A 13,892-nucleotide genomic window follows, 5' to 3' on the forward strand; every position below is an offset into this window, starting at 1 on the left:
ATCTAAGCGGTAGCTTTTTTTACTGCAATAATTGATGCAAGTCATCAAAAAAATTCGGATAGGATACAAAGACGCAATCGGAATTGTCTAATGGGTTTTTGGTTCCGATGGCAAGTCCTGCAATAGTCATGGCCATGGCTGTTCGGTGGTCATTATGTGTTGTAACCAAAGAACTTGCATGAAGCGGTTTGCCGCCTTCTATAATCATGCCGTCATCGGTAGGTGTGATTTGAGCACCCATACGATTTAGGTTAAGACACATAGCATCAATGCGATTGGATTCTTTAACTTTTAGTTCTTGCGCATCTTTGATAACGGTTGTTCCTTGTGCGAAGCAAGCCATTACCGCGATGATCGGAATTTCATCAATTAGTGTTGGAATCAAATCGGTTCCGCCAATGTTAGCTGCTTTTAGATTACTGTGTTTAACAAGAAGGTCGCAGACTGGTTCGCCGGATACGATGCGTTTGTTCTGGAAACGAATATCTCCATTCATGCTTTGCGCAACTTTGATAATGCCATCTCTTGTTGGATTGAGACCAACATTTTTGATCAAAACTTCGCTGTTTGGAATTAGTAAGGCAGCGGCAATGAAGTAGGCGGCAGAAGAAATATCTCCCGGAACTTGGATTTTCATTGCATGTAATTTAGGCCTTGGGTTAATCGTTGCAGTAAAATTGTGAGATGTAATTTCTGCACCAAACCCAGATAGCATGAGCTCTGTATGGTTACGAGAAAGCGCAGGTTCAATCACTGTAGTGGGAGAATTCGCATACATGCCTGCAAGTAATACACAGGATTTTACCTGAGCAGAAGCAACCGGTGAATGATAAGTGATTCCTCTAAGCTGTGAAGGGCTGATGGATAACGGTGCGCAACCATTTGCCCGATCGCTTTGGATGGCAGCATGCATTTTTGAAAGCGGTTCGATGATTCGATTCATTGGTCTTTTTTGGATAGACGCATCGCCGGTGATCTGTGATGCGAATTGTTGTCCGGCCAAAATACCGCTTAAAAGACGTACGGTTGTTCCGGAGTTTCCGGCATCTAATATTTGATTTGGCGCTTTTAGTCCATCAAGACCATTTCCATGAACAAGTACATGGTTTTGCTCAAGGTTAATATCGATTCCCATGCGGCGAAAACAGTCGATTGTCGATAAACAGTCCGCTCCGGAAAGAAAATCTGTAATTTCACTTGTGCCTTCAGCTAAAGCACTAAACATAATGCTTCTATGAGAAATAGATTTGTCGCCGGGAACAACGATTTCCCCGCGTAGTGGTTTTATATTCATAATAGTCAACTCCATCTTTATTAACGTTCGTATATAGTATAATTATATCCTTGTAATACTTCAATTGCTTCGTTGTAAGAACGATTGTCATAAAAGGAAAGGCGAAGAACGCCCTGTTCATACTCTCGATTGTGTATGATGCCAATATTTTTAATACTGAGCTGGTTGCAGGCAAGAATGGTGGTGATGGTTGCAATTCCGCCGGGTTTGTCTACAAGGTCACAATAGAATTCGTAAGCTCCTTCTAGGGTGTTTTTGGATTTGATCTGTAAAGAATCTCTATAATTTTTTGCATCTTCAAAAAAATGATAGATTTGATCGCTGTTTGCCGAACATACAAATTGTTCCATCTTGTCTAATTGCTTTTTGAAAGCACTGATGATATCACAGATTGCAGATTTGTTGCTCAAACAGATCTGACGCCACATTTCCGGTGAAGACGAAGCGATTCGTGTAATATCTTTAAAACCACCGGCAGCTATTTGTTTAAATGTTTCTTCCTCATCATCTAGAGAAGAAACTACATTTACAAGACTAGATGCAAGTATATGCGGAAAATGGGAAACTGCAGCTGTAGCATAGTCGTGCATTTGAGGTGTCATCACTTTAGGAAGGATTTTGAGGTTTAATAAAAATTCACTAAATGAGTTTGTAAGATGTTCCGGTGTATCTTCAGTTGGGGTCAGGATATAATAAACATTTTCAAACATAAAGTCAGTTGCATTCTCATACCCGGATTTTTCAGAACCGGCCATAGGATGTCCGCCGATAAAGTTAGTAGAGAGGCCTTCTTGTTTCATAATTGTAACAACTTCTTCTTTGACACTTCCCACATCGCTGATAATGGTTTCCTTGGATAAATAAGGCTTAAGTTCGTTTAATAACTGAATGTTTTCTTTGACTTCTGCACACAAAATAATCAAATCTGCCGGTTCGAGTACAGAGACAGATAGATGTGAAAAACCATCGATAACTTTTTCAGAGCTAGCCTGAATTAAAGCATCTTGATTCTTGTCGTATGCAAGAATTTGAATATTTGGCATATGTTTTTTTATTGTTTTTGCCATGGATCCCCCGATTAATCCAAGACCAATGATTCCGACAGTTTGCAAATGCATAATAATGATCCCCTTTTAATTAGTTTTTGTTGTCATGAACTTAATCTTAACATAAACATTAAATAAATCAACACTTTAAAGCGCAAAAGTAAGTTGTTTATATTGTACCAAAATAAAGACTATAAATTACACAACTTAGAAATAAATGACGAATAATAAAAGAGAAATGGAACGCTATGTTATGCATTTCGACACTTTGTGTTGTAAGAAAAGAAAAAGTTTAGTACAATATAAACAACATATTACGGAAATGAGGTGGACATCAATGAACGTTTATACAACAGATAAGATTCGAAATGTAGCTTTATTGGGCCATGGGGGAAGCGGAAAGACTTCACTTGTCGAAGCAATGGCATATTTGTCCGGATTAACCGGTAGGATGGGCAAGATTGCAGATGGTAATACCATAAGCGACAACGACAAAGAAGAGATAAAACGTGGCATTTCAATCTTTACATCAGTGATTCCTATTGAGTGGGAAGGCGTGAAAATTAATTTTTTGGATACTCCCGGATATTTTGATTTTGCCGGTGAAGTAGAAGAAGCACTTTCGGTTGCAGATAGTGCAATAATCGTTGTATCCGGAAAAGCCGGAATCGAAGTTGGAACAAGACGTGCGTGGGAGCTTTGTGAAAAGTATAATCTTCCAAGAATCGTTTTTGTTACGCAGATGGATGATGATAATGCATCTTATCGTCAAGTGGTTGCAGATCTTCAGGATTTATACGGAAAAAAGATAGCACCATTTCATTTGCCGATTCGTGAAAACGGCGAATTCACAGGCTATGTAAATGTTATCCAACAAAAAGCTAAAAAATGGAACAACGACGGGGGTGTTGACAAATTCGATGTCCCGGAATATTCCAAAGAGAATCTTAGCATTTGTCGTGAGGTTTTAATGGAGACGGTTGCGGAAACCAGCGAAGAATTTATGGATCGCTATTTTAACGGAGAAGAATTTTCGGAAGATGAGATTCGTCAGGCACTTCGTGTTAATGTTGTAGATGGCTCTATTATTCCTGTTCTTATGGGATCGAATACCTTGGCGAGAGGTATGTATACATTGTTGTCTGATATTATTAAATATTTTCCTTCGCCGGATAAAAGACCGATTTCCGGAATTAATATTTTGACAAATAGTGTATTTGAAGCAAATTATGATTTTTCAAAACCGAAGACGGCCTATGTATATAAAACCATTGCGGATCCGTTTATTGGTAAATATTCATTAATTAAAGTGAATTCGGGCGTGATAAAAACGGATGACATTTTATTTAATCATGAAAAGGATGCAGAAGATAAGGTTGGAAAGATTTATGTCATGCAGGGGAATAAAGCTGTTGAGGTGCCGGAGCTTCATGCCGGTGATTTAGGCGCATTAGCGAAGCTAGGTAAGGTTGGAACAACAGATACCTTATCAACCAAAGCCAATCCGGTGCTTTACATAAAAGCGGATCTTCCAAAACCATATACGTATCGCGCATATGTAGCGAAGAATAAAGGGGATGAAGATAAGATATCACAGGCGCTTTCAAAGATTATGTCGGAGGATTTAACGGTTCGTAATGTGAATGATGCACAAAATGGTCAGACGTTATTATATGGACTTGGCGAACAACATCTTGATGTCATTGTTAGTTTATTAAAGGATAAATATAAAGTAGAAATTGAATTAACACGACCGAAAGTCGCATTTCGTGAAACACTTCGAAAGAAAGCGGATGTGGAATATAAATATAAAAAGCAGTCTGGAGGACATGGACAGTATGGTCATGTTAAGATGACCTTTGAACCATCCGGTGATTTGGAGACGGCGTATACATTTGAACAGACTGTTGTAGGTGGTGCTGTTCCAAAGAATTATTTTCCGGCAGTGGAAAAGGGAATCCAAGAAGGAGTTAAGGCAGGCCCTTTGGCCGGTTATCCGGTTGTTGGAGTGAAAGCGGTTTTATATGATGGTTCCTATCATTCTGTTGATTCATCAGAGATGGCATTTAAGACAGCTGCAATCCAGGCTTTCAAAAAAGGATTTATGGAGGCTAATCCGGTACTTCTTGAACCGATTGCAACTGTTAAGGTTAAGGTTCCGGATCAATATACCGGGGATGTTATGGGAGATTTAAATAAGCGACGTGGCAGAATTCTTGGAATGAATCCTATAGACAATGGAAAGCAGGAAATTGTTGCAGATGTTCCATATATGGAATTGTACGGTTATACAATGGATCTTCGTTCTATGACGGCAGGTAGTGGTGATTATGAATACGATTTTGCCAGATATGAACAGGCCCCTTCCGATGTGCAGGAACAAGAAATTGCCAAATTAGAAAAAGAATAAGCATTCTAAGCCAGGAGTACATTTTTCCTTATATCATATAATATTGATGGCTACTTCATGTAGCAAAAGCAAGAATCGGAATATTTAAGTGTTTCGATTCTTGTTTTAACTCAGTCGGAGAAATTCCCCACCTCAAGCTGTGTGAGGTGGGGATTTCTCCGACTGAGTTAAACGCTCCGCGAGGATGCGCACGGATTCGGACAGGAATTTGTCTGCTGAAGCAGACCCGAATCCGGCGCGCAAGACTCGCGAGCGAGTCTTGACTGTAGGATAACGTAAGTGGTGGTACATGCATAGCGTTGACGGCTACTTGACAAATGAAAGCCTTGTGATAAACTTTTTAATAGTGTATTTTTGCGGTTTTTGTAAAAGCACATAGGAGAAAATATAGGAGTTTATAAAGACATGGAACGATCATATAATCATCGAGAAATCGAACAAAAATGGAGAAAGCATTGGCAGGAACATCCTGTAAATGTAAATGACAATAAGAAGAAAAAGTATTATTGTCTTGATATGTTTCCATATCCATCAGGTAATGGACTTCATGTAGGTCATTGGCGTGGATATGTGATATCGGATGTGTGGAGTCGTTATAAGATGCTTCACAATTATTACGTTATTCATCCGATGGGATGGGATGCGTTTGGACTTCCGGCAGAAAACTATGCGATTAAGATGGGGGTACATCCGGAAAAATCAACGAATGAAAATATTAAGAATATCAAGCGTCAGATTCAAGAGATTTCCGCTGTCTATGATTGGGATATGGAAGTAAATACTACGGATCCGGAATTTTATAAATGGACACAGTGGATTTTTGTAAAGATGTTTAAGGAAGGGCTTGCATATGAAAAAGAAATGCCGATTAACTGGTGTCCTTCATGTAAGACCGGACTTGCGAATGAAGAAGTCGTGAACGGTAAATGCGAACGTTGCGGCGCAGATGTTACAAAGAAGAATTTGAAGCAATGGATGCTTAAAATCACAAAGTATGCGGATCGGTTGTTAAGCGATCTTGATAAACTTGATTGGCCGGAAAAAGTAAAAAAGATGCAGGCTGATTGGATTGGTAAGAGCCAAGGAGCAGAGGTTGATTTTGCTATTGACGGAACAGATCAAAAGATTACGGTTTATACAACGCGTCCTGACACTTTACATGGCGCAACCTTTATGGTACTTGCTCCGGAACATGCAATGGCGAAAGAACTTGCAACACCAAAGACGCAAGAAGCGGTAGAAGAATATATCTATCAATCTTCACTTAAGTCATCCGTGGATCGTCTTCAAGGAAAAGAAAAAACTGGAGTTTTTACAGGTTCTTATGCGATAAATCCATTAAATGGAGCGAAGGTTCCAATCTGGCTTTCGGATTATGTTTTAGCCGATTATGGTACCGGTGCAATCATGTGCGTACCGGCGCATGATGACCGCGATTTTGAATTCGCTAAAAAGTTTGAAATACCTATTATTCAAGTAATTGCTAAGGATGGCAAAGAAATTGAAAATATGACAGAAGCTTATACCGATGCCGTAGGAACCATGATTAATTCTGGTGAATGGAATGGTATGGAGTCTGCAACTTTAAAGAAAGAAGCTCCGGCAATGATTGAAAAGATGGGGATCGGCCGTGCAACGACGAATTATAAACTTCGAGATTGGGTATTCTCAAGACAGCGTTATTGGGGTGAACCGATTCCGATTGTACATTGTCCTGATTGTGGTGCGGTACCTGTACCGGAAGAAGAACTTCCGTTGCTTTTGCCAAAAGTGGATTCTTATCAGCCGACCGGAACCGGAGAATCTCCGCTTGCCGATATTGATGAGTGGGTTCATACAACGTGTCCTTGCTGTGGAAAGCCGGCTAAGCGCGAGACAAATACTATGCCACAGTGGGCAGGGTCATCATGGTATTTCCTTCGTTATGTAGATAATAAAAATAAAGAAGAACTTGTTTCGAAAGAAAAAGCGAATCAATACCTTCCTGTAGACATGTACATCGGTGGTGTGGAACATGCGGTACTTCATCTTTTATATTCAAGATTTTATACTAAGTTTTTAAATGATATTGGAGTTGTTGACTTTGATGAGCCATTTATTAAACTGTTTAATCAAGGAATGATTACCGGCAAAAACGGCATCAAAATGAGTAAGTCAAAAGGTAATGTAGTATCACCGGATGAACTCGTTAGAGATTATGGTTGCGATTCATTAAGACTATATGAACTTTTTGTAGGACCGCCTGAACTTGATTCTGAGTGGGATGATCGAGGAATTGATGGCGTCTATCGTTTTATAAAGAAATTCTGGAATTTGTGTCAAAGTCAGATGGACAAAGATGCGAAGGAGACACCAGAGCTGGTTAAGATCAGACATCGTTTGATTAAAGATATCACAACAAGGCTTGAAAACTTTAGTTTAAATACCGTTGTTTCGGGATTTATGGAATATAACAATAAATTAAATGATATTGCGAAAACAGGTGGAATAGACAAAACGACTTTAGAAACATTTGTCATTTTACTTTCGCCTTTTGCTCCGCATATTGCAGAAGAATTGTGGTCTGATTTTGGACATGACACATCAGTCTTTGAAAATGAATGGCCAACCTATGATGAAAGTCTCATGGTTGATAATGATATAGAAATTCCTGTTCAGATTAATGGAAAGACAAAAGGAACGATTGTAATTTCAAAAGATGCTTCAAAAGATGAAGTGATTGCAAAGGGAAAAGAGGCCATTCGTGATAAGCTTACTGGTAATGTAATAAAAGAAATTTATGTTCCGGGTAAAATTGTCAATATTGTGATGAAATAATTCCAAAGAGAAAGCGATTTTGCGCTTTCTCTTTTTTCCCAAACAGATAACGACTAAAAACAGAAAGGAAGTTGGAGATGGAAAAAATTAAAATGACTCAGCCAATCGTTGAGATGGACGGCGATGAAATGACCAGAATTATCTGGAAAGAAATAAAGGATGAATTATTAACTCCTTATGTGGAATTAAATACCAAATATTTTGATTTAGGTTTAAAAAATCGTAATGAGACAGACGATCAGGTTACAATTGATGCTGCAAATGCAACGAAAGAATATAAAGTTGCTGTAAAATGCGCTACAATTACACCGAACGCTGCTCGAGTAAAAGAATATAACTTAAAGAAAATGTATAAAAGTCCTAATGGAACGATTCGTTCAATTCTTGACGGAACAGTTTTTCGAGCTCCAATTATTGTAAAAGGTGTAGAACCAAATGTTAAATCATGGAAAAAACCAATTACAATTGCAAGACATGCTTATGGAGATTTGTATAAAGCAACAGAAATGAAGATTCCTGGTCCAGGAAAATGCGAACTGGTTTATACGGCTTTAGATGGAACACAAACAAGAGAATTGATTCAGGAATTTGATGGCCCGGGAATTGTGCAAGGACAACATAATATCAATAAATCAATTGAAAATTTTGCGCATAGTTGTTTTCAGTTTGCTTTAGATACCAAACAGCCTCTCTGGTTCGGTGCAAAAGATACCATTTCCAAACAGTATGATCATACTTTTAAAGATATTTTTGAAGAAATGTATGAAAAAGAATATAAAGACAAGTTTGAGAAAGCCGGAATATATTTTTCATATAAATTGATTGATGATGCTGTAGCAAAGGTTATTTTATCAGAAGGCGGAATGATTTGGGCATGCAAAAACTATGATGGAGATGTTATGAGTGATATGGTGGCAGCTGCATTTGGTTCCATGCCGATGATGACTTCAACTTTGGTATCGCCTTATGGATATTATGAGTATGAAGCGGCTCATGGAACAGTCCAAGATCAGTATTATGATTATCTGGAAGGTAAAGAAACTTCAGTGAATCCACTCGCGACGATTTATGCATGGACCGGTGCGCTTCGTAAAAATGGTGACTTAACCGGAAATGAAGAACTTAAAGCATTTGCGGACAAATTGGAAAAGGCATGCATTGTAACAATTGAGTCGGGACGCATGAGCGGAGATCTTACTAGAATCACAACTCTTCCGAATGCCAAAAAATTAAACTCTTCAGAGTTTATAAAAGCAATTAAAGAAGAATTGGAAAAATTATTATAAAAGATATTTTGCAACTGCAAGTGGAAGATATCGCCGGGATGATTATATTTCGGCGGTATTTTTGTGAAGAAGGAGAAGCATATGATTTTATCGTGTTCTAATATTCAAAAATCATTTGGTGATGAATCGATTATTAAAGGCGGTTCTTTTCATATGGAAGATCATCAAAAAGTTGCGATTGTTGGTATCAATGGCGCCGGCAAATCAACTTTGTTAAAGATGATTCTCGGAGAATTAGATACGGATGAAGGAACGATTACACTTTCTTCTAATACAACAATCGGTTATTTGGCGCAGCATCAAAATATTGAAGATGAGATGTCGATTTATGATGCGGTATTAGAAGAGAAAAAAGATGTTCTTGTTATGGAAGAAAAACTGCATGAAATGGAAAGCCGTATGGATTCTCTTGCCAAAGAGGAACTAGAAACGCATATGAATGCATATCATAAGCTTCTTCATGAGTTTGAGGACGCCAATGGATATGCTTATAAAGGTGAAGTGACAGGAATATTAAGAGGTCTTGGGTTTAAAGATGAAGAGTTTGATAAAAAGATTTCAACTTTATCGGGAGGCCAAAAAACCCGCGTTTCATTATGCAAGCTTTTGGTGTCGAAACCGGACCTTATTATTTTGGATGAACCGACCAATCATCTGGACATAGATTCGGTGGTGTGGCTTGAAGGTTATCTGAAAAATTATAAGGGCGCCGTTTTGGTGGTTTCTCATGATCGATACTTCCTCGATCGCGTTGTCTCAAAGGTTGTAGAAATTTCCAATGGAATTATTAGTCAATATGACGGAAATTATACGGACTATGCAAAAAAGAGCAAAAAAAAGCGCGAGGAAAGATTGCGAGCGTATCTTGCACAACAAGCAGAGATTGAACACCAAAACCAGGTGATTGATAAATTAAAGCAATTTAACAGAGAAAAATCTATAAAAAGAGCAGAAAGCCGAAAAAAGGCATTGGATAAAATGGAGGTGTTAGAAAAGCCGATAGAAGAACGAAGTGAAATGCGTCTTAGCTTAGAACCGGAAATTATTAGTGGAAAGGATGTGCTGACGCTAGATGGTGTTCGTAAATCTTTTGGCTTACAATTGCTGTTTGATAATCTCCATGAATTGATTCAGCGTGGAGAAAGGGTAGCAATCATTGGCGCTAATGGAACCGGCAAAACAACACTTCTAAAAATGATTAATAACTTAGAACCATTTGAACAAGGGACAATTCGTTTGGGAAGTAATGTAGAGATTGGCTATTATGATCAGGAACATCATGTGCTCCACTTGGAAAAAACAATCTATGAAGAGATTTCGGATGCCTATCCGGATTTGACGCAAACCAGAATTCGTAATGTTTTGGCGGCTTTTTTGTTTACCGATGAGGACGTGTTTAAAAAGATTTCGACTTTGAGCGGTGGTGAAAGAGGACGCGTATCACTTGCAAAACTAATGCTTTCAAATGCTAATTTTTTGATTTTGGATGAGCCAACAAACCATCTGGATATTCCTTCTAAAGAAATCCTAGAAGAGGCCTTAAAATGTTATACCGGAACAGTGCTTTATGTTTCACACGACCGATATTTTATTAATGAAACAGCTACGCGTATTCTTTTACTTCAAGATCACAAGTTGACCGGTTATTTAGGTAATTACGATTATTATCTGGAAAAAAGCAGCGAAATTGGCTTGCATGAAACAAAGCAAAGCCAAAAGGAAACAAAGACTTCGGAAGGGAAAGCGGATTGGAAAGAGCAAAAAAAAGAGGCTGCTTTACTTCGGAAGAAAAACCAGCAAATAAAACAGATTGAAGAAGAAATTGATAAATTAGAAGGAGAAAATTCAAAGCTTGAAGAGCTTATGCTTCTTCCTGAAAATGTTTCGAATTCGGCAAAGTTAAATGAGCTAAGTGAGCAGTTAACAACAAATGGAAATCGCTTAGAAGAGTTGTATGAAAAGTGGGAAGAGCTGGCTGAATAATTGACATCTTTACCCAAAAAAACTATAATTATTTGAAATGATATATTATTAACGAAATGAGGAAAGAGTAAGTGGAAAAACAAATATCGCAGGCTGTTATCAAAAGAATGCCTCGTTATTATCGATACTTAGGAGAACTGCTTGATAATGGGGTAGAGCGGATTTCGTCAAATGAACTAAGCATTCGTATGAAAGTTACAGCCTCTCAGATTCGTCAGGATTTGAACAATTTTGGAGGTTTTGGACAACAGGGTTATGGATATAACGTACAATACCTTTATGAAGAAATCGGGAAGATTTTAGGTCTCGATCGTCAACATAATATTATTATCATAGGAGCCGGTAATTTAGGACAAGCATTAGCGAATTATGTTAAGTTTGAAAAGCGAGGATTTGTTACCATCGGATTATTTGATGTAAACCCTGCTATGCGAGGTCTTTCGGTTCGTGGGATTCCGATTAAGATGATGGATGAACTAGAAGATTTCCTTGCGGATAACAAAGTGGATATTGTGGCATTGACTCTTCCAAAAGAAATGGCTCTTGATGTTACGGATCGAGTTGTAAAGGCCGGTATACGAGCTATCTGGAATTTTGCACATCTTGATTTGGAAGTACCCGAAGGAGTTGTGGTACAAAATGTGCACTTATCGGATTCTTTGATGCAATTATCTTATAATATTGTGAAACACGAGATGGAACAGGAATGATGATATGGCAGAATTTGATGTAAATAAGTTCAAACAATCATTGCTTGGAAAGAAGGTTCCGCTTTTGGTGCTGGATAATAAGTGGCATCATTTGTTTAAAGGCGAAAATAAGACAGAAGAGATAGTGGAAGCTGAGCGAATTGTGAACGAGCAGATGCAGCGTCAGTCGAAATTAAATGAAGAGATAAAAGAATATAAAAAACTAAAAAACACATTAATGCAAAGTATTGTTGATAATATGGACGGTGCTGAAGCGGCTTCTAAAGATACACTGCAAGAAGAAAAACTAGATAAGAATAAAGAGCTGATTGAACAGCTCAATCAGAAAATTGAGAATGCGGAAGATGAACTTCTTGAAGTTCCGCATGATTTGCAGGAAGCTAATTTAAATCTCATGATTTTGAGTATGTGCTTTTGCTACGAAAAACTGCATTCTAATGACGCTGAAGCAAAAGAAATTGCCAAATGGATTACTTCTGTCAGAGTCGAATTAAAAAAGAAGATTATCAAGAAGCAATATTGTGAAACAAAAAATCGTGAGATGTATGCTTATATGGATGCGATTTTGGGTCCGGAAGTACTTGATGTCTTTGATATACAGTATGACGAGAGCTTTGATCTTAAGACACCTAAAAGTGAGATCAAGGTTGTTTCGGCTGAAAAAAATAACGAAAAAGGGAAAGAGAATTTTAAAACAGAAGAACAAAAATGATATAGCTGACTGTTGCGATTTTGCAACAGTCAGTTTTGGTATAAATAAATGGGAGGTATCAGGCATGAAAAAGATTTTGAACGCTGCAAGTATGCAGCAATGCGATCGTACAACAATTGATTTTTATAAAATGCCTTCACTTGTTTTGATGGAACGCGCTGCACTTGAAATGTATCGGGTGTTGGAAGAAAAAATAAGACATGACGATAATTGTTGTATCGTATGTGGAAGTGGGAATAATGGTGGAGATGGTATTGCTTTGGCGAGACTTTTGCATTTGGCCGGATATCGGGTGCAGATTTTATTTGCCGGTAACCTTGAGCATATGTCGATCGATTGCAAAAAACAAATGGATATAGCAAAGCAATATCAGGTTCCTTGCTGCTTTAAAGATAAAACAGATTTAGATAATCTGCTTAAAAAGCAAGATGTGATTGTGGATGCGATTTTTGGTGTGGGATTATGCCGAAGGATAGAAGGAGATTATTGCGATCTGATTGAGAGGATGAATCAAATCAATGCGTACAAAGTAGCGCTTGATATTTCGTCTGGAATCAGCGCGGATGATGGGCAGATTATGGGTACAGCATTTATGGCAGATCTTACAATTACGGTTGGATATGAAAAGGTAGGGCAACATCTGTATCCGGGTGTGGATTATACGGGAGAACTTGTATGCTGTGAAATCGGTATTAATGATTATAGTTTTTTGGAACATAAACCTACTGCATTTATCCTTGAAAAAACAGATTTGACGGAGATTCCAAAAAGGAAATCAAGTTCTAATAAAGGAACTTATGGAAAGGTATTAGTGATTGCAGGAAAACAAAATATGGGCGGGGCAGCATATTTTGCAGCTGCTGCGGCATATAAAACCGGCTGTGGTCTTGTGAAAGTGTTTACAGAAGAATCGAACAGGCAGATTGTTCAAACGCTTATTCCGGAAGCGATACTAGAAACATACGAAGAACAACGGTTTCGTGTTGAGCTGTTGAAAAAATCTATACTATGGGCGAGTGTCATTATTTGCGGTCCGGGACTTGGAACGGAAACGGTAGCCGGGCAAATCATGGAAGAAGTATTAAAAGAGAAAACAAAACCGGTTATCATCGATGCGGATGGTTTAAATATTCTCGCAACCATGTCGCAGCTAAAATTGGGAGCCAACTTTGTTTTGACGCCGCATATAGGAGAAATGTCTCGGCTGTGCAAAAAGTCTGTTTCCGACATAAAAAAAGATCCCATTAAAATTGCGACGGAATATGCGAGGAATCTTAATTGCAATCTGGTGATGAAAGATGCACGCAGTATTATCGTAGACGTTAAACAAAAGGTCTATATCAATGAGTCCGGTAACAGTGGGATGTCCACCGGCGGAAGCGGTGATGTTTTAAGCGGTATTATTGGCGGCTTGTGCGCAATCAATATGCCTCCGGCAAAAGCTTGCGCGTTTGGTCCTTATCTTCATGGCTTGGCCGGCACGAATGCGGTAAAGATAAAGAATGAATATTCATTGATGGCATCGGATTTACTTGAGGGATTATGCGTTTCGATGAACGAAATAGAGTAAAGCTGAAAGGCTTGTCAGTGTTTTCAAAGAATGGTAAAATGTATTAAATATGATTTAAGAAAAG

9 protein-coding genes are annotated in these 13,892 nt (G+C 38.3%); 7 read left to right on the forward strand and 2 right to left on the reverse strand.

Features of this window, described 5'->3' with window-relative positions:
* Nucleotides 1-19: 19 nt before the first annotated feature.
* Complete coding sequence (gene aroA, locus BLS20_RS03210; RefSeq protein ID WP_090172149.1) at nucleotides 20-1,294, reverse strand: 3-phosphoshikimate 1-carboxyvinyltransferase; 1,275 nt, start codon at nucleotides 1,292-1,294, stop codon at nucleotides 20-22.
* A 20-nt stretch (nucleotides 1,295-1,314) separates the two neighbouring features.
* Nucleotides 1,315-2,412 (reverse strand): prephenate dehydrogenase, encoded by a 1,098-nt coding sequence (locus BLS20_RS03215; RefSeq protein ID WP_090172150.1) that lies wholly within the window; start codon nucleotides 2,410-2,412, stop codon nucleotides 1,315-1,317.
* A 265-nt stretch (nucleotides 2,413-2,677) separates the two neighbouring features.
* On the opposite strand from BLS20_RS03215, the gene BLS20_RS03220 reads away from it, so the two are divergent.
* The 7 genes from BLS20_RS03220 to BLS20_RS03245 all read left to right on the forward strand — a co-directional run bounded on the left by BLS20_RS03220 (nucleotide 2,678) and on the right by BLS20_RS03245 (nucleotide 13,828).
* Nucleotides 2,678-4,750 (forward strand): elongation factor G, encoded by a 2,073-nt coding sequence (locus BLS20_RS03220; protein ID WP_090172153.1) that lies wholly within the window; start codon nucleotides 2,678-2,680, stop codon nucleotides 4,748-4,750.
* Nucleotides 4,751-5,155: 405 nt separating this feature from the next.
* Nucleotides 5,156-7,567, forward strand: a complete 2,412-nt coding sequence (leuS, locus tag BLS20_RS03225; protein WP_090172155.1) for a leucine--tRNA ligase — start codon at nucleotides 5,156-5,158, stop codon at nucleotides 7,565-7,567.
* 77 nt (nucleotides 7,568-7,644) lie between these two features.
* Nucleotides 7,645-8,853 (forward strand): NADP-dependent isocitrate dehydrogenase, encoded by a 1,209-nt coding sequence (locus tag BLS20_RS03230; protein WP_090172157.1) that lies wholly within the window; start codon nucleotides 7,645-7,647, stop codon nucleotides 8,851-8,853.
* A gap of 81 nt (nucleotides 8,854-8,934) precedes the next feature.
* Complete coding sequence (locus BLS20_RS03235) at nucleotides 8,935-10,836, forward strand: ABC-F family ATP-binding cassette domain-containing protein (RefSeq protein WP_090172159.1); 1,902 nt, start codon at nucleotides 8,935-8,937, stop codon at nucleotides 10,834-10,836.
* A gap of 71 nt (nucleotides 10,837-10,907) precedes the next feature.
* Nucleotides 10,908-11,546 carry a redox-sensing transcriptional repressor Rex gene (locus BLS20_RS03240; protein WP_090172162.1) on the forward strand — a complete coding sequence of 213 codons (639 nt, stop codon included), beginning with the start codon at nucleotides 10,908-10,910 and terminating at the stop codon, nucleotides 11,544-11,546.
* 4 nt (nucleotides 11,547-11,550) lie between these two features.
* The gene (locus BLS20_RS13670) at nucleotides 11,551-12,258 is read left to right on the forward strand and encodes a coiled-coil domain-containing protein (RefSeq protein WP_176762270.1); all 708 of its coding nucleotides are present in this window, start codon (nucleotides 11,551-11,553) and stop codon (nucleotides 12,256-12,258) included.
* A 64-nt stretch (nucleotides 12,259-12,322) separates the two neighbouring features.
* Nucleotides 12,323-13,828 carry an NAD(P)H-hydrate dehydratase gene (locus BLS20_RS03245; RefSeq protein ID WP_176762271.1) on the forward strand — a complete coding sequence of 502 codons (1,506 nt, stop codon included), beginning with the start codon at nucleotides 12,323-12,325 and terminating at the stop codon, nucleotides 13,826-13,828.
* Nucleotides 13,829-13,892: the final 64 nt, after the last annotated feature.

It is taken from the genome of Eubacterium oxidoreducens, assembly GCF_900104415.1.
GTDB classification, from domain to species: Bacteria; Bacillota; Clostridia; order Lachnospirales; family Lachnospiraceae; genus Eubacterium_C; species Eubacterium_C oxidoreducens.